21 protein-coding genes are annotated in these 24,057 nt (G+C 70.1%); 12 read left to right on the top strand and 9 right to left on the bottom strand.

From position 1 onward, the window contains the following. The first annotated feature begins 391 nt into the window (after nt 1-391). The 6 genes from ACFPZ3_RS17305 (at nt 392) to ACFPZ3_RS17280 (ending at nt 9,243) form a co-directional block, all read left to right on the top strand. On the top strand, nt 392-1,129 hold the full coding sequence (locus ACFPZ3_RS17305; protein WP_379515129.1) for a GntR family transcriptional regulator: 738 nt from the start codon (nt 392-394) through the stop codon (nt 1,127-1,129). 202 nt (nt 1,130-1,331) lie between these two features. Then, nucleotides 1,332-1,934, top strand: a complete 603-nt coding sequence (locus ACFPZ3_RS17300) for a GNAT family N-acetyltransferase (protein WP_379515128.1) — start codon at nt 1,332-1,334, stop codon at nt 1,932-1,934. A gap of 162 nt (nt 1,935-2,096) precedes the next feature. Beyond that, the gene (locus tag ACFPZ3_RS17295) at nt 2,097-3,068 is read left to right on the top strand and encodes a hypothetical protein (RefSeq protein ID WP_379515127.1); all 972 of its coding nucleotides are present in this window, start codon (nt 2,097-2,099) and stop codon (nt 3,066-3,068) included. A gap of 157 nt (nt 3,069-3,225) precedes the next feature. Further along, nucleotides 3,226-6,141, top strand: coding sequence for a peroxidase family protein (locus ACFPZ3_RS17290; RefSeq protein ID WP_379515126.1), 2,916 nt, complete (start codon nt 3,226-3,228; stop codon nt 6,139-6,141). Between the two features lie 14 nt (nt 6,142-6,155). Beyond that, on the top strand, nt 6,156-7,526 hold the full coding sequence (locus ACFPZ3_RS17285; protein WP_379515125.1) for a hypothetical protein: 1,371 nt from the start codon (nt 6,156-6,158) through the stop codon (nt 7,524-7,526). Nucleotides 7,527-7,536: 10 nt separating this feature from the next. Beyond that, nucleotides 7,537-9,243, top strand: a complete 1,707-nt coding sequence (locus ACFPZ3_RS17280; protein WP_379515124.1) for a thiamine pyrophosphate-binding protein — start codon at nt 7,537-7,539, stop codon at nt 9,241-9,243. 7 nt (nt 9,244-9,250) lie between these two features. On the opposite strand, the gene ACFPZ3_RS17275 is transcribed toward ACFPZ3_RS17280, so the two are convergent. Further along, complete coding sequence (locus ACFPZ3_RS17275; protein WP_379515123.1) at nt 9,251-11,296, bottom strand: trypsin-like serine peptidase; 2,046 nt, start codon at nt 11,294-11,296, stop codon at nt 9,251-9,253. 282 nt (nt 11,297-11,578) lie between these two features. Between ACFPZ3_RS17275 and ACFPZ3_RS17270 the strand changes: the two genes are divergently transcribed. The 4 genes from ACFPZ3_RS17270 to ACFPZ3_RS17255 all read left to right on the top strand — a co-directional run bounded on the left by ACFPZ3_RS17270 (nt 11,579) and on the right by ACFPZ3_RS17255 (nt 14,688). Further along, entirely contained in the window at nt 11,579-11,704 is a 126-nt protein-coding gene (locus ACFPZ3_RS17270; protein WP_379515122.1) for a hypothetical protein, read from the top strand. 148 nt (nt 11,705-11,852) lie between these two features. Further along, entirely contained in the window at nt 11,853-13,070 is a 1,218-nt protein-coding gene (locus ACFPZ3_RS17265) for a S8 family peptidase (RefSeq protein WP_379515121.1), read from the top strand. Between the two features lie 316 nt (nt 13,071-13,386). After that, entirely contained in the window at nt 13,387-13,869 is a 483-nt protein-coding gene (locus tag ACFPZ3_RS17260; RefSeq protein WP_379515120.1) for a peptidoglycan-binding domain-containing protein, read from the top strand. A gap of 138 nt (nt 13,870-14,007) precedes the next feature. Next, complete coding sequence (locus tag ACFPZ3_RS17255; protein WP_379515119.1) at nt 14,008-14,688, top strand: copper homeostasis protein CutC; 681 nt, start codon at nt 14,008-14,010, stop codon at nt 14,686-14,688. Between the two features lie 7 nt (nt 14,689-14,695). Here ACFPZ3_RS17255 and ACFPZ3_RS17250 read toward each other — a convergent pair whose 3' ends face one another. Genes ACFPZ3_RS17250 through ACFPZ3_RS17220 form a run of 7 tightly spaced genes read right to left on the bottom strand, consistent with a single transcriptional unit; the run spans nt 14,696 to nt 21,669 of the window. Beyond that, complete coding sequence (locus tag ACFPZ3_RS17250) at nt 14,696-15,838, bottom strand: DUF6986 family protein (protein ID WP_379515118.1); 1,143 nt, start codon at nt 15,836-15,838, stop codon at nt 14,696-14,698. Continuing rightward, entirely contained in the window at nt 15,822-17,120 is a 1,299-nt protein-coding gene (locus ACFPZ3_RS17245) for an FAD-dependent oxidoreductase (RefSeq protein ID WP_379515117.1), read from the bottom strand. Before ACFPZ3_RS17245 ends, ACFPZ3_RS17250 begins: the two co-directional genes overlap by 17 nt. Nucleotides 17,121-17,129: 9 nt before the next feature. Then, entirely contained in the window at nt 17,130-17,615 is a 486-nt protein-coding gene (locus tag ACFPZ3_RS17240; protein WP_379515189.1) for an AMP-binding protein, read from the bottom strand. Then, nucleotides 17,525-17,986: a hypothetical protein gene (locus ACFPZ3_RS17235; protein WP_379515116.1), complete on the bottom strand. Its 462-nt coding sequence runs from the start codon at nt 17,984-17,986 to the stop codon at nt 17,525-17,527. The genes ACFPZ3_RS17240 and ACFPZ3_RS17235 overlap by 91 nt, the downstream gene beginning before the upstream one ends. Nucleotides 17,987-18,019: 33 nt before the next feature. Continuing rightward, complete coding sequence (locus ACFPZ3_RS17230; RefSeq protein ID WP_379515115.1) at nt 18,020-19,519, bottom strand: AMP-binding protein; 1,500 nt, start codon at nt 19,517-19,519, stop codon at nt 18,020-18,022. Nucleotides 19,520-19,531: 12 nt separating this feature from the next. Then, nucleotides 19,532-20,602: a phenylacetate--CoA ligase family protein gene (locus tag ACFPZ3_RS17225; protein WP_379515114.1), complete on the bottom strand. Its 1,071-nt coding sequence runs from the start codon at nt 20,600-20,602 to the stop codon at nt 19,532-19,534. Further along, nucleotides 20,602-21,669 carry an LLM class flavin-dependent oxidoreductase gene (locus ACFPZ3_RS17220; RefSeq protein WP_379515113.1) on the bottom strand — a complete coding sequence of 356 codons (1,068 nt, stop codon included), beginning with the start codon at nt 21,667-21,669 and terminating at the stop codon, nt 20,602-20,604. Before ACFPZ3_RS17220 ends, ACFPZ3_RS17225 begins: the two co-directional genes overlap by 1 nt. A gap of 101 nt (nt 21,670-21,770) precedes the next feature. On the opposite strand from ACFPZ3_RS17220, the gene ACFPZ3_RS17215 reads away from it, so the two are divergent. Then, nucleotides 21,771-22,247: a hypothetical protein gene (locus ACFPZ3_RS17215; protein ID WP_379515112.1), complete on the top strand. Its 477-nt coding sequence runs from the start codon at nt 21,771-21,773 to the stop codon at nt 22,245-22,247. A gap of 16 nt (nt 22,248-22,263) precedes the next feature. Here the strand turns inward: ACFPZ3_RS17215 and ACFPZ3_RS17210 are convergent, their stop codons facing one another. Further along, nucleotides 22,264-23,205, bottom strand: coding sequence for an acyl-CoA dehydrogenase family protein (locus tag ACFPZ3_RS17210; protein ID WP_379515111.1), 942 nt, complete (start codon nt 23,203-23,205; stop codon nt 22,264-22,266). 133 nt (nt 23,206-23,338) lie between these two features. Here ACFPZ3_RS17210 and ACFPZ3_RS17205 point away from each other — a divergent pair, with 133 nt between their 5' ends. Then, nucleotides 23,339-24,010: a hypothetical protein gene (locus ACFPZ3_RS17205; protein ID WP_379515110.1), complete on the top strand. Its 672-nt coding sequence runs from the start codon at nt 23,339-23,341 to the stop codon at nt 24,008-24,010. The last annotated feature ends 47 nt before the right edge of the window (nt 24,011-24,057 follow it).

Here is a 24,057-nt window from a genome sequence, read left to right as displayed (position 1 = left end):
TGAGCTGCACCAACCGGGTCATCGACGAAGTGCGTGACGGGGGCGCCACCCTCCTTGTTCCAGACTAAGGATCCGTCCTCGCACTTCACGGTCAGCTCAGTCAGCACCGATTGCACGGACAAGCCGTCGCTCTGGTAGGTGTGGGTGAACCCCTGGCGACGCAACCCGTAACGCAGTAAACGTGTTGCTTCACGAGGGTCATGCCAGGGCAGGTATGGCGTACCCGTGCGGTCCGGCGACACTGGCCTTCACCCCCTCACCGGCCTTTAGATGGATTTGTACCAACGAATGGATGATGGGCCGGTCGAGGGGGTTCGGTCAAGGGCTTGTGGCCTGCTAGAACCAGATCGTCTAAATTGTTGGAACAAAAGGGGTGAAAGTGGCAAGGTCGGTGCTGTATCAGCAGGTGGCTTCGGAGTTGCGACGAGCCATCTACTCGGGTGTCCTCGGCCCCGGGTCGCAGCTGCCGACCGAGGCGCAGCTCATGGAAGACCATGGGGTGAGCAGGAACACCGTCAGGCTGGCCCTTGGGGAGCTGGTCAATGAAGGGCTCGTCACACGCACCCCGCGGCGCGGAACAGTGGTCAGAGACCGCAGACCACTGCTGATCTATCCGCAGCGAGAACTTGAGCCGCAACCCAGAGGGGAACTGCGGGAGGCCTTCGCCTTCGCCGTGGCGCAGGAAGGCCGCGCGCCAAGCCAGTACATCGAGGTGCTGACGGTGTCTCCCGTCGAGGAGATCGCCAGCAGGCTGGAGTTGGCGGATGGGGAATTGGCGGTGGTGAGACGCCGTCTGCGTTTCGTGGACGGACAGCCGTACAACACCAACGATTCCTACTTCCCCCGTGACATGGTTGCCGACTCCGAGATCGCCAGGCCCGGAGACATCGCGCGAGGGGCGAACCGGGTGCTGGAGGAGTTGGGGCACGCGCAGGTGCGCGTCGTGGACGACATCTGGGCGCGCATGCCCAACCAGGAGGAGGCCGAGCGCCTCCAACTTGAGCTCGGCACGCCAGTCATGGTGTATGTCCGAGTGGGTTACGACGGGGCAGACATGCCAGTGCGTGTCGCCGTGTCGGTGCTGCCAGCCGACAAACATTTGATCAGGTACGAGCTCGATCGCCGCTGACGAGCTCGGGGTGAAGGGGTGATCCCGCCGGCCGGGTGCAGCGAGAATTAGCCGCCTCGCTGGCCTAGGGGAGTCGTGCATACTCCCCTAAATCGCCATTTATCACTATATATCGGGTTAAGGACCCATTTCGGCTCTGCGCGACACTGCGCCATCACGCATTGTGCAAACGCGCTCACACATCGCAACGAAGGGTTGCATTATGCACACCAACACCCTGCTTCATCCGCTCTCGCTTCGCAGAGCGGAACCCGCGGACCTTCCCGGCGTACTGACGCTGCTCTCCGACACGGCGGAGTGGCTCTACGCACAAGGGGTGCGGCAATGGCCCCGCGGTGGATTCGGCCCCGAGCGGATCGAACCGCTCATCGAGGAGCGGGTGCTGTTCCTGCTGGACGACGAACTCAGATACCTCGACCCCGACGAATCGGCCCCGCCGGTCGCGACCATAGCTCTCGACGACCATGCGGACCCGGAGTTCTGGACCTCCGCCGATGACCCGGGCTCGGCCCTCTACATCCACAAGCTCGCGGTGGCCCGCCCCTGGTCGGGCTCCGGTCTCGGAGACGCCCTGCTCGACTGGGCCCGCGCCGCCGCCTTCTCGGCGGGCCTGCCCTGGCTCCGCCTCGACTGCGCCAAGGCCAACCCGCGGCTGCAGGGCTACTACCGTGACCGCGGCTTCCGCCACGTCCGCACGGTGGACCTGCCGCACCGCTCGTCCGGGGCGCTCTTCCAGCGCTCGTCGGAGGACGTGCCGACCACGGTGTTCCGCGACCTCACGGTCGCCGAGCTGATCAGCGCCTAACCCCCCTTCCGTGGGCCCGGCCTCGCGTTCGGGGCCGGGCCCCAAAGGCGTCAACAACAGGCCCGGACTTCGTCGTTATTGAATAGGCGGCCGTTCCTCCGCGTACGGTCCCGGGCAGCTTGTCAGTGGACAACGATCGCGCACGCGGAAAGATGCACAGCGATGGACCCCATGCAGGATGTGGCCGGAAAGAACGCGTTCTCGTGGCGGCAGCGCGCATTGGCGTACATCGCCGAGTTGCAGAGCCAGCTGGACAGCTTCGACGACGGATCCCCGGGGGCCCAGGGCGCGCAGAGGCACCTCGAGGCGGCTCGCGAGGCCGCGGCGGGCGAACAGAGTCTGAGAGAGGCCTGGTCCGGGACAGCGCTGGACCGCACCTGGGAGAACATCAACCAGGTGGAGGTCGCCCTGCTGAGGCTGATGCCTGACAAAGACCTCCCGTGGTGGGGCAGCGATGTCCTCGCGCGGGCGTTGCAGCACCTGGGACCGCAGGACCCGCGCAGGGTCAAGCTGGAGGAGCACCTTCGCGGCCAGGACGGGCAGCTGTCGCCGCAGGACCGTACCCTGGCGGTGATCACGCTTCAGGCCGCCAACATCGCCGCGCAGCAGGAGAAGGTGCGGCTGCGCAGCTTCCGCAACACGATCCTGATCTCCACCACCGTCATGGCCCTGGTCGCCGTGGCCCTGGCTCTGGTGGGGGCGCTGATTCCCCAGGCGATCAAGCTCTGCTTCAACGAGCCCTCCACCGGGCCCTCCTGTCCCATCGGGCGCGTCCCGACCGCCTGGGACGTGCCCGTGGTGGAGATCGTCGGCCTGGCCGCGGCCTCGCTGGTGGGCGCGATCGGCCTGCGTCGCATCTACGGGACCTCGACGCCCTACACGCTTCCGATCGTGCTGGCGCTCCTGAAGCTCCCGGCCGGAGCGGTGTCCGCGGTCATCGGACTGGTGCTGATCCAGGCGCGCTTCGTCCCGGGGCTGAGTGAGCTCGACACCAGCGCCCAGATCATCGGCTGGGCGGCCATCTTCGGCGCCGCGCAACAGCTCGTCACGCGACTGGTCGACGAGCAGGGCCAGCACGTTCTCGAGAACGTGCGCGGCGCCTCGCGTGGCGTGGAGGCCGCCAAGCCGGGTTGATCGGCGAAGCCGGTTTCCGGGAGATTGTCGTTGTCCCAAGAATGAGGAGCGCTGGAGGAGGCCGGCGCATTGTCCGCCCGGGCCGGGGAATAGCGGACAAAGATTCTCGCGCCGCAACCGCTTGTGTCCGGCGCGGCCGCATTTCGGGGGAGTTCACATGGTCAAGCAGCAGGAGCACCTTGCCGGCGAGCGTCCGGTAGCGCGGAAACCCTCCACGGCCGAGCAGTACGAGCGTTATGTCGGGGGTTCACCCGAGAGAGAGCGGACGATCTTGGAGCGGCTCGCCCGCGACCTCATGCGGGTCCAGCTGAAGATCAAGGAGCGCAGTGGCGCCGCCGGGATCGACCGGGCCTTCCACGCGAAGGCGATCCTCGGCGTCGAGAACGCCAGACTGAGGTTCAACGCCTCCCTGCCCGAGGAGCTGCGCACCGGATTCGCCCAGCCCGACGCCGAATATCCGGTCATCGTCCGGTTGTCGAACGCGAGCGGTGCCCGCCAGCCCGACTCCGCCCCCGACCTGCGGGGCGCGGCCCTGCGGATCCAGGTGGGGCCGGATGAGACCCACGACCTTCTCATGACGAGCCATCCGGTCTCCCATGCCAGGAACGCGCGCGAGTTCGTCGTGTTCGCGCAGGTCATGGCGGGCGCGAACTCCAATCTGCGCAAGGCCGTGGCGCTGTACGTCAAGCTGCCGTGGGCTCTGGGCTGGTCCACCGCCGCCCGTATGCGGCGCAACGTGCTCGCCGGCACCCGGCGTGAGGTGCGCAGCCTCGCTCTGGAGACGTACTGGAGCCGTGGCTCCATCCTTTGGGGCGAGGCCGGCCCGGTTCGCTTCCGGTTGCGACCGGCCTCGGGGACCCCGGCGGCGCCCCCTCCGCCGCGAGGGGATTCCGACTACCTGTCGCACGAGCTCGCGGCACGGCTGGCCGGGCAGGACGTCGTCTTCGACCTGTGCGTACAGCGATACGAGGACGCCCGGCTCACGCCCATCGAGGACGGCGCGGCCGACTGGCCGGACGCGGACGTGCCCGTCGTCCCCGTGGCCACGCTGACGATCCCGCGCCAGGATCTCGACACCGCCGACGCGCGCGCCACCGAGGTCCGCATCGACCAGCTCGCCTTCGACCCGTGGAACACCACCGAGGAGTTCCGTCCCCTCGGCAACCTGAACCGCGCGCGCAAGGCCGCCTACGAGGCCGGCAGCGCCCATCGCCGCGGATACCGCTTCATCACGCCGACGCCGAAACGCAACCTGGTCGTCGGCGCGCTGCTGCGCGCCGGATTCCGCGTCCTCAACCGATTCCTCCCCTGGCACAGGCTGCCGACCTGGATCGGTCTGCTCAACGTCGAGACCATCCGGCAGGTGCTGCGCCGCGACAACCTCATCGACACCGACGTGCGGCAGGGGCCGCCCGCGGCGCATCCGGTGTCCCCGCCCCTTGAGGATCGCCTGCGCGTCCGGCGCACCTACGACGGCACCTACAACGACCTGTCCGCCCCTGCGATGGGAGCACTCGGCTCGACCTTCGGCCGCAATCTCCCGCCCGTCTACCGGCCGGACCTGTTCGACGAGCCGAATCCGGTGGTCGTCAGCAGGGAGCTGCTCCACCGCGACATCTTCCTCCCGGCGCGGTCGCTGAACGTGATCGCCGCCGCCTGGATCCAGTTCCAGGTGCACGACTGGGTCGACCACAGGCGCTGCCCACCCGGCACGAAGAGCGTCGAGGTGCCGCTCCCTCACGGCATGACGTGGACCAACACCCCGGGGGGCGCACCCGAGAGCGTGATGCGCTTCGCCGAGAACGAGGACCTGCGCCCGGCCGGCGGCACGGGGCCGCCGATCCTGTCCGCCAACGCGGCCTCCCACTGGTGGGACGGCTCGGAGGTCTACGGCGGGGACGAGAGCGTCGCGAAGTCCCTGCGCGAGCCGGACGGCGGTGCGTCGCTGCGGCTGGAGAACGGCCACCTGGTGCCCGGACCGGGCGGCGTCCCGATCACCGGGTTCCGCGACAACTGGTGGCTCGGGCTCAGCGTCATGCACACTCTCTTCGCCCGCGAGCACAACGCCGTGTGCCAGGCCCTGCGCGACGAGTATCCCGGCATGGACGAGGACTCGGTCTATCACACGGCCAGGCTCGTGATCTCGGCCCTCATCGCCAAGATCCACACAGTGGAGTGGACCCCCGCGATCCTCGCCACCGAGCTGATCGACATCGGGCTGAAGGCCAACTGGTCGGGGCCGCCGAAGAACTGGCTGACCCAGCTCGGGCTGTGGCTGGCCGACACGCACGCGCTCACCGGCATCCCCGGGACCCTGCCCGACCATCACGGCGCGCCGTACTCGCTCACCGAGGACTTCGTCACCGTCTACCGCATGCACCCGCTGATCCCGGACGACTACGAGATCGCCGACCACAGGAGCGGGCGGCCGCTGGAGAGCCTCGGCTTCAACGACGTGCAGGGCGCCGCCACCGAGCCGCTCATGCGCCGGGCGGGCCTGGCGAACTCGCTCTACTCGCTCGGCATCGCCCATCCCGGGGCGATCACCCTGCGCAACTTCCCGCGCGCGCTGCAGGCGTTCGAGCGGGACGGCGAGATCGTCGACCTGTCCGTGGTCGACCTGGTCCGCACGCGCCGCCGCGCCGTTCCGCGCTACAACGACTTCCGCGCCGGTGTGCACCAGCCGCGCCTGCGGCGCTTCGAGGACCTCACCTCCGATCCTGACTCCCTGGCCCGGCTGAAGGAGGTCTACCGTTCGGTCGACGACATCGACACGATGGTCGGGCTCTTCGCGGAGAACCCGCCCGAGCGCTTCGGTTTCAGTGACACGGCGTTCCGCATCTTCATCCTCATGGCCAGCCGGCGGCTGCAGAGCGACCGCTTCCTCACTGTCGACTTCAGGCCCGAGATCTACACCCCGCTGGGGCTGGACTGGATCGAGCGCAACGGCATGAGCAGCGTCATCCTGCGGCACTGCCCCGAACTGGCGGGAGTCCTGCCCAGGACCACGAGCGCCTTCGCGCCGTGGCGTCCGGCCATGCCCGAGGCGAACACCGGCATCAGGCACCACTGAAAGCGAGGCCGACCATGGACGTCAAACCGGCCATCAGGCAGGAGGGGCTCGAAGAGCTCCTGTCCCGGCCGCTCCTGGAGAGCATCTGGAAACGCCGGACCCATCGCGTCAGCCGCGGCGCGCGCGTCCCGGCGGGCTCGATGAGCTACCGGTCACCGAACCAGCCGATGCCGCTGACGGAGCTGGAAGAGGCGATCCTCATCGCGCTCACCGGCTGCTCCGGCCTCACCATGCCCGACCGGCCGTTCGAGGACCCACGCGACGGCGAACCCATCATGGCCAAGCCCAACCTCACCATGGCCGGCCGGACGGCTGGCAGCCCCGACAACGCGCAGGGCACCCACTTCTTCATGATCAACGACACCGGCACGTACTACCTGAGGAAGCTCCCACCCGCTCCGGACCTGCCCTTCACCGCCGAAGCGCTGATCGAGCGGGGCCGTCAGGCCAAAGTGCGAGTCCTAGACCGCCGGCTCGACGTGGCCGAGGGGGCGCGGGACTTCCCGGCCTACCTCGACTCGAACCGGTTCCTGTCCAATCTCCCCGGCACCACGATCTTCCTGCCCGTGGTGGACATCTCCCACCAGTACATCAACTGCCTGATGTACCTGCTCACCCAGCCGGAGGGAGCCAGGCCGACGTTCGTCGACGACCGCAACTTCTACCGCCCGGCCGGCGTGGGCAAATGGGTGAAGAACGGATTCCTGAACGCCGACATCAAACTGCCGCTCGGAGCCATGGGGCCGATGCGCACCCAGGTCGAGGCCGACCTGCTGGTGCAGAACCTGATGCTGACCGCGGACGCGATGGGGCTGGGCGCCTGGATCCATGGAACGATCCACCCGCAGATGATGCTGGGCGACCCGAAATTCTCCCGGGTCTATGGCAGGATGCTCGGCTTCGACTTCGTCACGCCGCGCTTCCGTCTCGCCGACATCCTGCGCTGGCACGTGCCGCTGCCGAAGTACGCCGCCCTGCGCTCCCACCCGGTCGGCCTCCGGGTCGACGGGGAGCACCTCATCAAGGCCGCCTGCCCGCCCAACCACCGCTCGATGGAGGCGGCCGTCGAGAGCGTCGTGCGGGCGAAGTTCGGCCCGGACGGGATCTACACCGACGACAAGACCTTCGCCCGCATCTACAAGGGCGACTACGGGCGGCGTTACCTGGCCGAGGCGAGCGCGTACGACCAGGCGGTGATCGACTGCGTGCGGGACGTCTGCGTCTACATCCACGAGACACACGGCCGGTTCCCCGCCCACGCCGACGCCATCCACGTTCCCGGCATCTGGCTGCAGACGCATCACATCGAGCCCGAGTACTACGAGCGGTTCTTCGCGAACGGAATGACCGACGCGCACCAGCGGCATGCCGCGCGATGGCACTGAGGGGAAGCCCATGAAGGTCTACGAGGCCATCGTCGCAGGGCTCGAAGATGTCGGAGTCGAGGCCGCCTTCGGCGGCGCGGGGGAGAACGCGGCGGGTCTGATGCTGGCACTGAAGCATTCGCGGCGGATCCGGCCGATCATCACCCGCCACGAGCAGGCCGCGTCGTTCATGGCCTGCGGGTACGCGATGTACAGCGGAAAGCTGGGCTTCTGCTTCGCCACGGCCGGGCCAGGGGCGTTCAACCTGTTCTCCGGGCTGGCCATGGCGATGTCCGACTCCTACCCGGTCCTGGCCGTCTCGGGATACGCGCCCAGGGAGTGGCAGGGGTGGGGCTCGCTGAACGAGACCTCGGGCCTCGGCGGGACACCCGACTCGCAGGCCATGTTCGCCGCCACGACCAAGAAGTCCTTCCTGCTGGACACCGCCGCGGACACCTTCGACGTGCTCGAGGAGGCGATCAACACCGCTTTCGAGGGGCGGCCAGGTCCCGTTCACATCCACGTCCCCCTCGACCTGACCGAACGCGGCGTCGAGGTCGGGAACGAGCGGCCCGTCCGGCTCGACGTCGCGCCGGTCCTGCCCGACCCGGCACGCGTCGAGGAGATCGCGTCGGTGCTGGCGAACGCCATCCAGGAGGGCCGGCGGGTCGTGGTGCTCGCCGGTTTCGGCGCGGTCCGCAGCGGCGCGGGCCCGCACGTCAAGCAGTTGATCGAACGGTTCCAGATCCCGCTGCTGACCACGCTCGACGGCAAGGGAATCGTGTCGGAGACGCACCCCCTCGCGCTGGGAGTCTTCTCCGACAGCGGTCACGCGAGCGCCTGGAAGGCCTTCCGCGAGGCCGACGTCGTCCTGTGCGTCGGGAACTCCCTGAACCAGCACGCCACGTTCAACTACCGCCAGGACCTGTTCGACGACAAGCTGCTCATCCACGTGAACATCTCCGAGATCGAGTTCCACAAGGCGTACAAGCCTGACCACGCGCTCCTGTCCGACGCGCGCCCGGCGGTCGCCGCCCTTGTCGAGGCGCTGGAGCGGAAGGTCGGGGAGGTCCCGGCCGCCGATGTGGCCGCGAAGGACTACGAGAGCAGGCACATCCTGCACCTGACCGGCCAGATCCACCCCGGGGAGCTCGCGCAGGCCATCGGCCGGCTGCTGCCGGAGCGTGCCGTGCTTCTGGCCGACGCGGGGGCCCACCTGGCGTGGCTCGGCTACTACGTGGACGTCGAGGAGGGCCAGAACTTCCGCAAGGCCGGCTCGTTCGGGCCGATGGCCGGGCATGTCAACGGCGCGATCGGGCTGAAGGTCGCCCAGCCCGATCGTACGGTCGTGGTCGGCTGCGGTGACGGGTGCTACTCGTTGTCCGGCTTCGAGTTGATGACCGCCGTCGAGCACGACATCCCCGTCATCTGGATCATCTTCGACGACCAGGAGTTCAAGCTGATCAAGCTCTACCAGCTCTCGACATACCTGGAGTCCGGCCTGGTCGAGTTCCGGAACCCGGACTTCGCCGCCTACGCCCGTGCGTGCGGAGCGGACGGTCACCGGGTGGAGACGATCGAGGAGTTCGAGGACGCCTTCCGCGCGGCGCTGGCCTCGGGCCGTCCCACGGTGATCGACGCCAGGATCACGCGGTGGGCGATCCCGCACTACAGCCCCTCACCCGACGGAGTGATCGCCGGCCTGGTGGAGACCATCGAGGACCGTCTGCGTGGCTGAGACGGCGTCAGGCACGAGTGAGCGGGGCCGGCGCGTTCAGCGAGGCCCCGATCGGGTGGGCGACCTCTGGATGGGCGAGGTACTCCTCGATGTGGTGGGCCCTGCCCGCCGGATTGGCGACGGCGGCCTCGTCCGGACCGTCGGGCCAGTGGGCGGCCAGCGGGCACCCCAGGGCGACCGGGTCGATGGGACACCAGGCGTTGAACCAGCGCGTCACCCGGTCAGGACGGTGCGGCCCGCCGGTGAGCAGCCGCTGGTGCACGCTGTCGAGACCGAGCGGGCTTCCGGCGGTGACGAGCAGCTCGACCTCCACCGCCGGGTCGAGCCGGGTGAGCAGGTCCATGGCCACCACCGTGCCGAGGCTGTGGCTGACCAGCACCAGCCGGCCGGACCGCGGCATGTCCCTGAGCACGCAGTCCAGTACGGTCTCGCGGACCGCCTGGTCGTCGAGATAGGCGGCCACGTCTCCGAAGATCGCGGCGATGAGCAGGCGATCCAGGTCGGTGGTGTCGGCGAGCCAGCTCAATCCGCGGCGCACGGCGTCGCCCAGCCCCTCCATGCCCCCGGGCTGAGCCCCGGGCATACCGGCCTGGCCCGCCGCCTCGATGATCATCTGCTCGTACAGCTGCCGCGTGGAGCCGGGGGCCGGGGCCATCGCCTCGGCGGGATCGGCCACGGCCCTGAGCGGCGAACGGGGGAGGGACTCCAGCGGTCGCATGGCCGCGAGGAGCTGTTTCGCGTAGAAGGGGAAGCAGACGTCGGCCGGCGCGATCGTGGCCAGCCCCGCCCGGGTGAGCCCGCCGTTCAGCCCCGCGGTCCAGTAGCGGCGCAACTGTTCGGGATTCTCTCCTTCCTGGCCGCGCCCGTGCAGGAAGACCACGTGCCTGGCCCCGCCGAAGGCGTCCGGGGCGGCGGGTACGCCGGCGCCGGGGCGAAGGGGCGTGCCGCGCGCGTCCGTCTCGGTGAGCAACCCGTCCACCGGCGACGCGGGCGGCGGGACGGTGACGGCCGCCGGCGGAGCGGTGGCGGCCGGCCGCGGGGCGGTCGCGTCCTTGAGACCCGACTCGGGCCCCATCTCCGTCAGGTACGCCTGCCGGGCCTCGTCGAGGGGCAGGGCGGCCAGGTGCTTGAGAATGACGCTGATCCGCACGCCCTCGTTGGAGACCCAGTCGACGGCGTCGTCGCCGTCTCCCTCCCGCCAGAGCTGTCCGTCGCGGCGCAGGATATGCCCCTGTTCGTCCGTTCTGGGGACGCCGCTGTGGTGGAGGGCCGTGACCTCCCACTGGTCGTTGAAGACCGGGGAGCCGGAGTTACCCGGCTCGGTGTCGGTCTGGTACTGGAGGAAGTCGTCCAGGCGCGCCTCCAGCCGGTTCTCGCGGATGGAGATCTCCTTCAACCGGCCGCTGGGATGACCGATGATGTTGACCGGCTCACCGATGACCAGCTTGCCCGTCTGGACGCTGAGCCGGTTCCAGCCGAACGTCTCCCCGGCCGGCCGGCCGTCGGCGTCAGGGCTCACGAGGACCAGAGCGAAGTCGAGGGCGGCGTCGGCGACGAAGAACGCGTCGGGGGCCAGGACGAACCGCCGGGAGACCTCGGGCGTGTTGTCCACGGTGACCTGGGCGTCGAACTCCGCGATCACCGAGCCGGCCGCCGTGGCGTCGGGCAGCACGTGATGGTTGGTGAGCAGCAGCCTGGGGGAGACCAGGAAACCGGTGCCGATCGGGATCTCGCGGCCGTTCTCGACGACGGAGATCCGGGCGACCGTCCGCGCGGCCCGTGCCCCGCGGGGCAGGAAACTCCACGACTGCAGGTCCTTGGCCACCCCGAGGATGCGCTCGTACATCTGGGGCTGGTCGAGGACGTCGGCCCTGGTGGCCTCCAGCGCCGCTTCGACCGGGAGCCCGTTGCGCCGGATGAGGCGGGCGGTACGGGCGGCGAGCATCTCCGGGGAGTCGGGGAACGCCTCACCCCGCTCCTTCCTGCGCTCGGCTTCGTCGCGATCGGAGCTGCTCCAGCGATACCGTTCGGCGGCGGCCCTGGTCTGCCGCACCCTGCTTTCGCTGACTTCCGTTGATATAACCATAATCGTCCGCCGCTCCTATAAAGCAGGCATCTCATCTCGAATGTGTGCGTCGTGCCGCGCAGTCGTCCAGGTGTCCAGCGAGTAATTAGCCGCGCCTTGACCCATATTTCGGCATTCGGTGCCCGTTCCATCTGGTCGCGCGAAGTCAAGTTAGGTCATTAAAAATGTCATTGAGATGGCTTATTTCTTCTTTTCTGGTCTTCCGGCACGTCATGGCGCAGCGTGGGAAGTGAGGGAAAGAGGAGTCTCATGGGTGACATCATCGACTTCGTCTCCGCCGTGTCCCTGGACAGGCGAGGCCAGCAGCTCACCGAGGCGGAGCTCGACCGCCTGGAGGAGCTGACGGTGCTCTTCGTCGTCACGCCGCTTCCTTGAGCAACGGGCGGCGGGAGAGCGCAGTCGTTTGGTCGCATTTCAGCGTGGCTTGGGCGGCAGCGGAACCACCTGGGGGCAGTGTTCCTGTGGGGCCGGTGGCCGGCACCCCGTCCATGGGGGGCGGTGTCGAACGGGAGCTGCATAGGCGATGGGTGAGAGATACAGCGTGCTGCGCGACATGAGCGGCGTACGCACGGCGGGCCCCTTCGAATCGACGGGGGCGGGAGGTCCGGCGCCGTCGCAGGCGGCCGCCGCGGGCAGCGAACCTCACGTCGAGGTGGTCGAGCTCGGCAAGCGTGAGCTGCGCGAAGTGTCACGAGACCCGGAGGTGCGGGCGGTGGCGCCGGTCATGCCCACCAGGCTCATCCAGCCGATCGAGGACGGCTCCGAAGGACGAGCGGAGGCCGAGGCGGCCGCCGCCGCGGCCACGTGGGGCGTCAAGGCCGTGGGCGCCGACGTCTCGATGCGGACGGGAGCGGACACGATCGTGGCCGTCCTCGACACCGGCATCGACGCCACCCATCCCACCTTCACCGGGGTGACCCTCATCCAGGAGGACTTCAGCGGCTCAGGCGTGGGCGACAAGCAGGGGCACGGCACGCACTGCGCCGGTACGATCTTCGGCCGGCCGGTCGAGGGCACGCGGATCGGCGTCGCTCCCGGGGTGACCCGGGCGCTGATCGGCAAGGTGCTCGCCGACGACGGGAGCGGCGACACAGAAGGGCTGCTGCGCGGCCTGGAATGGGCGCTGCACCAGGGCGCCCAGGTGATCTCGATGTCTCTGGGGTTCGACTTCCCCGGCATGGTGCAGCGGATGGTGGACGGGGGACGGCAGCCGAGGTTCGCCACGTCGCGCGCCCTTGAGGCGTACCGGGCAAATCTGCGGCTCTTCGACGCGCTCATGCGGATGGTGGCCGCCCGAGAGGCCCTCGGCCTCGGCGCCCTCGTCGTGGCCGCCGCCGGGAACGAGAGCGAACGCCAGACCGGGCCGGACTTCGAGATCGCCGTGTCGCTGCCCGCCGCCGCGGAGGGCATTATCGCGGTCGGCGCGCTGGCGCAGTCGCCCACGGGTAACGGCCTGGTCATCGCGCCGTTCTCCAACACCTTCCCGCAGATCAGCGCACCAGGGGTGGGCGTCATCTCCGCGCGGAACGGAGGCGGCCTGCGCTCCCTGAGCGGCACCAGCATGGCCACGCCGCACGTCGCGGGCGCGGCCGCGCTGTGGTGGGAAGAGGTGACGAAGTCGCCGCTGCCGGCGACCTCGTCCACGGTCACCGCGCGCCTGCTCGCCGGCGCCGTCGTCAGTCCGCTGGCCGCCGGGGTGGATGTGGCCGACCGAGGCGTGGGCCTGGTGCGGGCCCCGTAGCACGGCGTCCTGGATCGCCGAAGTGAACGCGCGCCGGCCCGCGTCCGGCGCGTGCTTTTTCTATGCGCCACGAAGACTGCGAATACGCCAGGGAATTTATACATCGCCTTTTTATGACTTTAGCCAGAGCTACTGTGCGACGCGTCAATAATCCCCCAAAAAGCACGCGATTAATGGCATTTCGGACTTTTCTGTGCTGTGCTGGGAGCTGTGGGCAAACTCCAAGCGCTCACACAAATGGTCGGACCGCGATCGTGGGCGACAACAATTCGGCCCGCCTCGTGGAATCCGCCCTCATGACATCAAGGAGGTAGCCGTGACGACACCGAGATTCCGCCCTCCCCCTCTGGACTTCGGAGACAAGAGGCCGGAAGTCAAGATCTGGCAGCAGCAGATGAGGCACCGCGGCTGGAACATCGCCGTCGACGGCGAGTTCGGCGAAGAGAGCAGGCGTCTCTGCGCCAACTTCGAGATGGAGCACGGTCTCACCGCCAACGGCGACGTCGACGAGAAGACGTGGAAGGCCACCTGGGAGGCCGGCAGCACGAAGCCGAAGCCGGCACCCAATCACACCCTGAAGAAGGGCGACCCGAAGAACAACGACGTCAAGACATGGCAACGGCAGGTCAACAACCGCGGCTGGCCGAAACTCGAGGACGACGGCATCTTCGGCGATGAGACGGAGAAGGCCTGCAAGGAGTTGCAGAAGCTCAAGGGTCTGCCGGTGACCGGCGAGATCGACACGAATACGTGGAAGGAGGCGTGGCTGGAGAAGGTGCCCGTGGCAGCGGCCATGTGAGCGCGTCCTTCTCGTCTGGCCGGCGTCCCCGCTCAGGGACGCCGGCTCAACTGTCTCCCCGCTCCGGTCGTGCTCGGGCTGGGGCCTGAGGTCAACCTTCTGGCACAAAGGCGCAAAGCACCCTATAACCTCTCCTCCATGACCGGATCCCTGCTCGAGGTGATCGCGCTCAACGTGCGCGACGCCGTGGCCGCAGAACAGGGCGGCGCCGACCGGCTGGAGGTCGTCGCCGATATGGCGGCCGACGGCCTGACCCCCTCGCCGGAGACGGTTGCCGCGATCGCCGCGGAATGCCCCCTCCCCCAGATGGTGATGCTGCGCTGCGACGCCAACTTCGCCGCCGATCCCGATGTCCTCCAGCGGCTGAGCCGCGACGCCAAGGCGCTGGCTCAGGCCGGGGCTGCGGGATTCGTGTTCGGGTTCCTCGACGGTGCGGGCGCCGTGGACCTGGCCGCCACCGAGGCGCTCATTCACGCCGTGTCCCCCCTCCCGTGGACGTTCCACCGCGCCGTCGACCACGCCGCCGACGTTCAGGCGGCCTGGCGGGCCGTGCGGCTGCTGCCCAACCTGGCCACCGTGCTCACCTCAGGCTCTCCCACGGGCGTGGGGGACGGGCTGAAGGTGCTGAAGACGCGCGCCGACGCGGGCGACGGCTCGATCGTGCTGGCCGGCGGCGGGCTGAAGCCGGTGTACGTGCCGCCGCTGCTCGACTACGGCATCCGCGCCTTCCACGTCGGGTCGGCCGTACGGGCGAGCTGGTCGGATCCGGTCGAGTGGCGCCTGGTGCGCCAGTGGCGGGCGCTGGTGGAGCGCGACTGAGGATCGCTCAGGGCAGAGCCGCGTCCGCCCGGCGCAGGGCGGCGGCCAGGGTGCGGATCGTGGCGGGCTCGTCCATGACGCCGCCCCCGGCCGAGCGCCGCTCCTCCCAGGCCCGCACCCGCTCCCGATAGGCGTCGTAGCGGGCCAGGTGGAAGGCGTAGACGGTGGCGTAGCGGCTCACCAGGTGCGACGGGTGCATGTCCCAGCCCTGGTAGAAGCCGTGGCGCAACGAGTGGCGGACGAGCTCGGCGTGCCGCCGCCACAACCCGTGCACGTCCGCAGCCCCGTCGGACGCGGGCGAGGCCGCCAGCGACCCGTCGGACAGCTCCACCCCCGTCCCCGCGAACGCCGTCTGCATCACGTGCCGCGCGTGGTCGCAGGCCGGGTGGTCGAGCCGCTGCTCGTGCGGCGGCAGCCCGATCGCGGCGGTGTAGTCGAAGACCCCGAAGTGCGCCGCCACCAGCCGCCCGCCGAGCGACTCGTTCAGGTCGCCGCGCAGGAACGGCAGCGTCTGCGGCGCCTCCACCTGCATCTCGAACCGCAACCGCGTCCCGAGCTCACCCTCCAGCTCCTCCAGCACGGCCGCGAACTGCCCGAGGTAGGCCTCCATCAGCACCTTGGGAAAGGTCACCGTGAACCCGCCGGGCAGCTCCCCGGCCCGCGCCACCACCCCGGCCACGAACCCGCGCAGCGTCCGCACCGACCGCGACGGGTCACCGTCGGCGAACGACTTCACCCGGGGACCCCACCGCCGCGGCAGCGTCCCCATGGCGTGCATCGAGGTGATCGCCTCGACGGCCTGCTCCACGTGCTCGTCCTCGACGGCGTCGGGGTGGGAGCCGTAGCCGTCCTCGAAGTCCACCCGCAGGTCCTCGACGGGCTCGGTGGACAACTTGCGCAGCACCTTGTCGTGGACGACGGAGGCCAGCGCGCCTGGCACGCCGAACACCTCCGTCAGCTCCTCGGGCCCGGCCAGGTGCGCCTTGACCAGGGACAACGCCTGGACGCCCCACTCGGCGGCCGTGCGGGCGGAGAAGCGGTCGGCGGGGACGTAGACGGTGTGGACGGGCTGCCAGCCGGGTTCGGCGGCGGGGTAGCGGGCCTGCTGGAGGCGGTAGGCCTCGTCGAAGCCCTCAGGGACGGCCGGCACGGAGCATGGCCTCCAAACCCACGAGCTTGACGCGTTCGCCCCGGCCCAGCGACTGGGCGAGCTCGCCCTCGGCCGCCTCGATGGCCTGCCATTCCTCGTACGTCACCGGCCGCACCCCTCTGGAGGCCAGCAGCGCGTCGACGTCTCCCGCGAGCCGTTGCCCGCCTTCCAGATCGGCCAGGAGCGTGCGGACCGTTTCCGACGCGTCCGACTTGTTGGTGCCGATCACCCCGGTGGGCCCGCGTTTGAGCCAGCCTGCCACGTATTCGCGATCACGTACGCGCCCCGCCTCGTTCGGCACGGTCATGCTCTTCTCGGAGAACGGCACTCCGGGCAGCGGCACGCTCTGGTAACCGACCGAGCGCAGCACCATGCCGACCGGCAGCGTCTCGTACTCGCCGGTGCCGACCACGCGGCCCTCCTCCGAGAGCCGGGTGCGCTCCAGCTTGAGCCCCTCCACCCGCTCGGTGCCGAGGATCTCCACCGGCCGCAGCCAGAACCGCACGTCGAGGCGGCGCGGACGGCCGACCGGCTCGCGGGAGGCCCACGTCTGAAGGATCTTGATGTTGCCCTGCACCTGGCGCGGGAAGTCGGCGCCCAGGACGATCGCCTCGTCGGGGCGCACGCAGACGTCGGCGTTGGTCAGCTCGCCCAGCTCGCGCAGCTCCTTGAGGGTGAACTTGGCGTGCTCAGGACCGCGCCGCCCGACCATGTGGATGGCCTTGACCTGGCTCTCCTCCAGGCGTTCGAGCACCTCGTGCGGCACGTCCGTGGCGCGCAGCTCCTCGGAGGTCTTGGCCAGCACGCGGACGACGTCCACGGCCACGTTCCCGACCCCGATCACCGCGACCTCGGAGCTGTCGAGCGTGAACCGGCCGGGATCGACGTCGGGATGCCCGCAGTACCAGTTGACGAAGTCGGTCGCCGCCACGCTCCCCGGCAGGTCCTCGCCGGGGATGCCGAGCCGCCTGTCGACCATCGCGCCCGTGCAGTAGACCACCGCGTCGTAGACGCCCAGCAGGTCCTCCACGGACAGGTGCGAGCCGAGTGTGACGCCTCCGAGGAAGCGCACCTGGGGCAGCTCCAGCACCTTGCGCAGATAGTTCGCGATCGACTTGATCGACGTGTGATCGGGTGCGACGCCATATCTGACCAGCCCGTACGGCGTCGGCAGACGCTCGAGGACATCGACCTCGACAGGCTCGGACGACTGCTTGACCAGTGCCTCGGCCGTGTAGATCCCGGCCGGGCCCGACCCGATGACCGCCACGTGCAACGCCACGCTGCCTCCCTACGCCGGTGTAACGCGTCCTACCAGATGTAACCGGCCAGTGTGATCGATGTATCCCCGGTCGCCGGTCCGGATGAACCCGTCCCTGGCGAATACCGCTTGATAGGGGCTCTTGCCAACGTAGCGGCTCATCACCGCCTTCGAGCGGAGAAGCACCTCGCCCGGGTCCTCATCCGCCAGGGCACGGCCCTGCCCGTCCCTGATCGACACGTCCACCCCGCTGCGCGGCCTGCCCACACTCTCCTCCGCGTCCTCGGGCGGGTCGTCGGGCCGCGTGCCGAGCCCCAGCCCGGCTTCTGTGCAGATGTAGCGGTTGCAGACAGGCACGCCGTAGCGGTCCCGCAGCGCCCTGATCAGCTCCGGTGCGGCGGGGGCGCCGCTGGACAGGATGAGCGTCAGGTCCGGCAGGTCCTCGCCGAGGGCCAGGATGCGCGACAGCTGGTACGGGCTGCCCTGCAACACCCCGATCCCGTACTGGCGGACCACCCGCAGGGCGGCGTCCGTGCTCCATTCGGGCACGACGTGGCAGGTCGACCGGTCTGCAGGAACACCGGCAGCCGGGTGGCGAAGCCGAGCCGGCCCAGGGGGTGCGGCACCAGCCGCGCGTCTCCGGTGCCCCATCGGGCTCCGGCGCCATGGGCGCGGATGGCTTCGAGCTGGCGGTTGCCGAAGACGACCAGCTTGGGCGGTCCTGTCCTGCCCGAGGTGTAGGTGATCACGACGGGCCGCGCGGGGTCCGGCGGGAACGGCGGCGCACGCTGGGTGCCGATGCCCGCGGTGACCGCGCCGATCTTGGCCGCCGCGACGTAACAGATCACGAACCTACGTGCGGCCTCACCGGCCAGCAGGCGCAACATGGCGGCTCCTGGGGCAAAGGGCGCCCTTTTCCGCTACCCGCCCGTAGTCCCGCGCAACGCGAGCTTGTCCACCTTTCCGTTGGCGTTCGTCGGAAGGGCGTCCAGCACCGAGATCCGCCTGGGCACCTTGTAGTTCGCCATGTTCGCGCGCGCCCACGCCAGCAGCGCCTCGGGGTCGGGCCGCACGCCCGGCCTGGGGACGACGTACGCCAGCCCGGCCTCCCCCGACACCGGGTCCGGCACGCCGACGACCGCGGCCTGCGCCAGCGAGCCCTCCCGCAGCAGCAGCGCCTCGACCTCGGCGGGGGAGACGTTGAACCCGTTGACGATGTACAACTCCTTCTTGCGGTCCACGATGGCGAGATTGCCCGCGTCGTCCAGCACGCCGATGTCGCCCGTGTGCAGCCAGCCGTCCCCGTCGATCACCTCGGCCGTCCTGGCGGGCTCGTCCCAGTAGCCGCGCATGACGCCGTACCCACGTTGCAGGATCTCTCCGCGCTCGCCGGGCGCGACCTGCTTGCCGTCGTCGTCCACGACCATGACCTCGATGCCCGGCACGGGCCTGCCGGCGGTGCGGGCGATCACCTCGATCGGGTCGCCGGCCCTGGTCATGGAGACGACCGTGCCCTCCATCAGCCCGTACGCGTTGATCATGCGCTCCAGCCCGACCCGCTCCACCAGCCGCGTGATCAGGCTCGCCGGCACGGCCGCCGCCCCGCAGATGGCCACCCGCAACGACGACACGTCCCAGGAGCCCCGGTCCAGCTCGTCCAGCACCCGGTGGAACAACGTCGGCGGACCGGCCAGGATCGTGACCCGCTCCGAGGAGATCAGCGACATCAGGGCGTCCGGCGCGAACACCGGGATCGGCACCATCGTGGCCCGGCGCAACACACAGGCCACGAGCCCGGCGTTCAGCCCGAACCCGTGACTGAACGGCGCGATCACCGGATAGCGGTCGTGCTCGTCCAGCGTGACGATCTCCGACCAGTCCCAGTAGCCGCGCAGGACCTGGGAGTGGTCGAGCATGACGCCCTTGGGCGTGCCGGTGGTGCCCGAGGTGGACATGATCTCGCTCAGATCCTCCGGCCCTACGGCGAGCGCCCGGTCCTCGGCCTCCCGCTCCGGCACCCGCGCGCCCAGGGCGGCCAGCCCGGACGCCACGACGTGGCGCAGGCCCGCCAGCGGCGCCTCCGCCGGGCCCACGCCGGTGATCAGCACCTGCGCGCCCGTCTTCCCGATGAGCTGGGCCGCCTCGATGCCCTTGTACCGGGGCGACAGCGGCACGAGCACCGCGCCCGCGTCCCAGATCCCGAACGCGTTGACCACCCAGTCCGCCGAGTTCACCCCCCACAGCGCCACCCGGTCGCCGGGGGCCACGCCGAGGGCGATGAGGCCGCGGGCGATCCCGGCCGCCGCGGACCTCAGCCCGGCGAGCGTCAGGCCCCCCGCGATCACGACGTCGCCGGGATGCCGTTCTGCCTGGTCGCGGAGCATGCGGGGGAGCGTTCCCCAGTCCGGCATCGATCCCATCGGCTGCCCCTTCTAGGTGCGCGGGGTCCGGTCCCTTCCGAGGTGGTGGCCGCGCAGGTCGTTCACGGTGCCGGGCGCGGGGGTCTCGGCGATCTTCTGGTCGATCTCCACGGTGACCGACACGGGGGTGAGCGCGCGTACGGACTGCTCGATGCGCGCCTTCCACATGGGGTTGCCGACCAGGCTCTCCCTGGCGAACCGCACCGTCAGCGCCGCCGTGTCCAGCGTTCCCTGACGGCTGACCGCCAGCTCCCAGCCCGCCACGCCGTCGATCTTCGACAGCGCCTTCTCGATGCGCGGCAGCGCCAGCCACACGCCCCTGACCAGCACGTGCTCGCCCACCGTGTGCGCGGGCGCGGGGATGCCGGGGCCGGTCGTCCTGGCGACCAGCCCGGTCCTGAGCACGGCGTCGCCGAGCGTCGAGTGCGCGTGCGGGGTGACGACCAGCTCGGCGAGCCCGGCCGCGGGGTCAGCGGCGTCGTCCGCGGTCAGCGACGCCAGCCCCAGTACGCCGTCCACGAGCGGTTTGAGCGGATCCTCCTCGGCCGTCCGCCACGCCAGCGCACCCCCGCCGAACGGGCTGGCCAGCACCTCCGTCACCGTGGCCGCGAACTCGGCCGCCAGGTGCCCCATCGTGCGCCTGGAGGCGATCTCGCCGGTCAGGACGATGTTCGTGAGCCCGAGGTCCAGGGGGTCGAGCAGGAACTCCAGGTGCAGGCGGGCCAGGAAGTCCATCGCGCCCGTCGGGGTGGCGACCAGCGTGGTGGCCTTCAGTGCGGACAGGGCGTGGTGCAGGCGCAGCCGGCCGCGCGGCCCCACGCAGGCGGCCGCCCGCGCCACGTCCGCCGCCGCGCTCGCCCACAGCGCCCCTGCCGGTTCCGCGAGGGCCACCACGACGCGGTCGCGCTCGCCGACCCCCGCCTCCCGCAGCGCCGCCCCGGTCAGCTCTCGTGCCGCCGTACGGTCGTCGGGGCCCAGCGGGAAGACGCTCGACACATCGGGGGAGACGAGCAGCAGCCCGGTGGCGGAGCCCGCGGCGGCCCCGAGGTCGTCACGGGTCAGCCAGCGCCCGGCCTGCGTCATCAGCGTGCCACCTCGGTCATGAAGAGCTTGATGGAGTCGCACACCTGCTCGTGCGCCAGCCCGCCCACCTGCGCCTGGATGATCAGATCCGTCGCTCCCGCCTCGGCGATCCTGGCCAGCGCCTTGCGCGACCCCTCCACGTCGTCCACCACGACCATCAGGTGCTCGCGCAGCGTGGCCATGGACTCGTCCGGCGGCAGCCCGGCCGCGAGCTGGCCCAGCACGCGGTGGGTGGCGTGGCGGGCGTCGTAGTAGTCGGGCGGGGTGACGAGGTTGACCTGGCGGCGGATGTACCACAGGACGGGGTCGGCGGCCGTGGCGTTGGCCTCCTCGCGGGTGGGGGCGACGTACCAGGGGATCATGAGGGCGACGCGCCGTTCGGCCGGGTCGAAGCCATGCTCGGCCAGACACTCCCGATATTGCGCGATGTCGGCGGCCACGTCGTCGATGCCCTTGACCATGGTCATGCCGAGCAGGTTGTAGCCGCTCCTGGCGGCGGCCAGATAGCCGTCCAGAGAGGTGGAGGCCACCCACACCGGCGGGTGGGGCCGTTGCGTCGGGCGCGGGTAGACGGCCACGTCGGGGATCTCGAAGAACTCGTTCGACCGGCTGATCGGCTCGCCGTCGGCCCGCCAGATGTCCAGCGTGGCGTCGAGCGAGTCCGACCAGATCTGCCGCGACTTCTCGAAGGGCCGCTGGAACGCCTGATACTCCAGCGGCGAGGCGCCGCGCCCCGTGCCGAAGTCCACCCGGCCGCCGCTCAGCACGTCCAGCGTGGCGACGCGCTCGGCCGTGCGGATGGGGGACTGGAACGGCAGCAGCACCACCCCGAGCCCGAGGCGGATGCGCTCGGTGCGCTGGGAGATGGCGGCCAGGACCAGGTCGGGGGCGGAGGAGTGGGAGAAGCCCCTGGTGAAGTGGTGCTCCACGAACCAGGCGGCCTCGAAGCCCAGCCGGTCGCCCAGCACGACCTGGTCGATCACGTTCTGGAACGCCTGCTGCTCCACTTCACGGGTGCGCCCGCGGACCTCCAGCTCGTACCCCAGGCTGATCCGTAGGGACGTCATCGCGCCTCCGGCGTTCATAGGGAACCAAGCGCTCGCTTGGTAGAGCGTATCAGCGGCAAAGACTTGCGGGAAGGGCGCGGCGGCGATCAGAGTGGTTGTTCGTGAAGCGAAAGCACGCGTTGCGGCGGCCGAAGAACGGCACGTCTCCGGACCAAGGCGACGATCTCTCGCTCACCAGCACCCGCAGATACGAGGCGTTCGGCCGGGTGATGGCCGCGCTGGCGACCGAGGCCGACTTCATCGAGTCGTGCCGCGACCTGACGTGGTGGCGCGGGGCCGACCACAGCTGGCACATCGAGTGGCGCGACGGACCTTACGCGTCCGAGGTCGCCATCCTGCTCGCCGACCAGGTCCGCGACCCCGAATACGACGGCTCCCTGGTCACCCAGGCCGGGCCGGGCGACGGGGCCAGCGCGGTGCTCGACGTGATGGGCGTCCGCTTCGAGCTGCGCGCCATCGACCCGATGGGCCGGGCCACCGTACGCGCCCGCCCGGGGTTCTGGCGCCTGGCCGAAGCCCTCGACACCACCCGCCGCACCAACGCCCGCCACCCGTGGGAAGAGCTCCTCGGCGGCTGACCTCCTCCGAGGCGCTTCAGCCGCCGCCGAGCACGTGCGCGGCCAGGCGGGCGCGATGGCTCTGCGGCGGGCCGAAAAGCTGGGCGTCGGAGGTGGCCCGCTTGAGGTAGCGATGCGCGGGATGTTCCCACGTGATCCCGATCCCCCCGTGGACCTGGATGTTCTCGCCCGCCGCCGCCAGATAGGCCTCCGTGCAGTACGACCCCGCGACCGCCGCCGAGACCGGGTCCCCGGCCGCCGCCAGCGCCGCCGACCGCGCGGACTCCACCAGGAGGAGCAGATCGGCCAGCTTGTGCTTGATCGCCTGGAACGACCCGATCGGCCGCCCGAACTGGTGCCGCAGCTTGGCGTGCTCGACCGCCATCTCCAGGCACCGCCGCGCCCCGCCCGCCTGCTCGGCCGCCAGCGCCGCGATCCCGAGATCACGCACGCGCTCCCACGCCGAGCCGTCCCCGAACCGCCGCACGGGGGTGTCGCGGAAGTCGAGCCGCCACAGCGGCCGGCTCTCGTCCATCGTCCGGTACGCCACCCGCTCCTCCGGCACCGCCTCCACCAGCACCCCGCCCGCGTAGAGGAGGACCAGCTCCCCCTCCAGCGCGTACGGCACGACACCCGTGAGCCGATCCCCCTCCAGCGAGAGGTCACCGTCTCCTGGCAACACCACGGCCGCCGTCGTGGCGCCCCCGGCCAGCGCCTCCACCACCTCGCCCGCCCCGCACGCCAGGGCCGCCTCGACCGCCATCACCGCCGTCTGGAGGAACGGCTGCGGTGACAACACCCGCCCCAGTTCCTCCGCCACGGCCGCCAATTCGACCGGCCCGCAACCGGCGCCGCCGTACTTCTCGGGCACGAGCAGCCCCGCGATCCCCACGTCCCGCGCGAACGCCTGCCACGACGCTCCGGGACGGTCGGCGAGATAGTCACGGACGACGGCGCGAAGGTCATCGGCGAGTGCCACGCCGCCACCATAACCAAGCGGTTGCTCGTTTTGGCATAGGGATGACCGAAATTTGCCTTTTTGGGACGGTCACATAATCTGAAGCTGGTCTTCCCCGGATGTTTCAGGGGAGGGGTTGACCAGGGAAATGGAGATGAACAACACCACCATCGACTACGCCGACTACGCCGAATACGACCGGCGTCAGCGTGCCATCGAACGCCATTTGCTGGCGGCCTTCCTCGGAGGTCTGGTCGTCGGTTTGATCGGCATGCTCTTTTCCGGCATCGGCCCCGGATGGATCACGCAGATCTACGACCCCTACGCCTATCTCGCCCTGTCCTTGGCCGTGGGCGTCAGCGCGTCGGGCTTCGGGTGGGCGCTGCTGACGACGTTCCTGGCGGCGGTGTCCACGCTGGTCGCGGCCCTGGGCGCGAGCGCGGTGCGCGGCCACGACGCCTTCGAGTTCATCGGCGGCAGCGCCGCGGGGCTCAACTGGACGCTCGCGCTGCTGGTCGGGCTGGGGTTGCTGGCCTACACCACGCGCAGGGACGACGGCTGGGGCGACCTGGCGGCGGGCGCGATCGGCGCGGCGCTGATCGCCGACGTGGTGGACCGGGCGACCCCGGGGTTCATCGACAGCGAGCGGTCGTTCTGGCCGGTCCCCGCGCTGGTGGTCGGGCTGGCGGCCGTGGCGGTGGTGTTCGCGCTGCGCAGGAACGCGCGCGGCCGGGTGCGCGCGCTGGCGGTGTCGGCGGTGTTCGCGGGAGTGTTCATGGTCTGCCTGGCCGCCTTCGTGGCGGGCTGGATTCCTCTGGCCGTCTGATCGGCCCCGTCTGATCGGCCCCATCTGATCGGCTCCGTCTGATCGTC

The sequence above is a fragment of the Nonomuraea insulae genome, from assembly GCF_042656245.1.
This window is presented reverse-complemented; position numbering and strand designations above follow the sequence as displayed.

What these genes read in the sequence shown, in the direction of transcription:
- ACFPZ3_RS17300 (WP_379515128.1), top strand. Translation starts at nt 1,332, where the DNA reads ATGCACACCAACACCCTGCTTCATCCGCTCTCGCTTCGCAGAGCGGAA.
- ACFPZ3_RS17295 (WP_379515127.1), top strand. Translation starts at nt 2,097, where the DNA reads ATGGACCCCATGCAGGATGTGGCCGGAAAGAACGCGTTCTCGTGGCGG.
- ACFPZ3_RS17290 (WP_379515126.1), top strand. Translation starts at nt 3,226, where the DNA reads ATGGTCAAGCAGCAGGAGCACCTTGCCGGCGAGCGTCCGGTAGCGCGG.
- ACFPZ3_RS17285 (WP_379515125.1), top strand. Translation starts at nt 6,156, where the DNA reads ATGGACGTCAAACCGGCCATCAGGCAGGAGGGGCTCGAAGAGCTCCTG.
- ACFPZ3_RS17280 (WP_379515124.1), top strand. Translation starts at nt 7,537, where the DNA reads ATGAAGGTCTACGAGGCCATCGTCGCAGGGCTCGAAGATGTCGGAGTC.
- ACFPZ3_RS17270 (WP_379515122.1), top strand. Translation starts at nt 11,579, where the DNA reads ATGGGTGACATCATCGACTTCGTCTCCGCCGTGTCCCTGGACAGGCGA.
- ACFPZ3_RS17265 (WP_379515121.1), top strand. Translation starts at nt 11,853, where the DNA reads ATGGGTGAGAGATACAGCGTGCTGCGCGACATGAGCGGCGTACGCACG.
- ACFPZ3_RS17255 (WP_379515119.1), top strand. Translation starts at nt 14,008, where the DNA reads ATGACCGGATCCCTGCTCGAGGTGATCGCGCTCAACGTGCGCGACGCC.
- ACFPZ3_RS17235 (WP_379515116.1), bottom strand. Translation starts at nt 17,986, where the DNA reads ATGTTGCGCCTGCTGGCCGGTGAGGCCGCACGTAGGTTCGTGATCTGT.
- ACFPZ3_RS17230 (WP_379515115.1), bottom strand. Translation starts at nt 19,519, where the DNA reads ATGGGATCGATGCCGGACTGGGGAACGCTCCCCCGCATGCTCCGCGAC.
- ACFPZ3_RS17225 (WP_379515114.1), bottom strand. Translation starts at nt 20,602, where the DNA reads ATGACGCAGGCCGGGCGCTGGCTGACCCGTGACGACCTCGGGGCCGCC.
- ACFPZ3_RS17220 (WP_379515113.1), bottom strand. Translation starts at nt 21,669, where the DNA reads ATGACGTCCCTACGGATCAGCCTGGGGTACGAGCTGGAGGTCCGCGGG.
- ACFPZ3_RS17205 (WP_379515110.1), top strand. Translation starts at nt 23,339, where the DNA reads ATGAACAACACCACCATCGACTACGCCGACTACGCCGAATACGACCGG.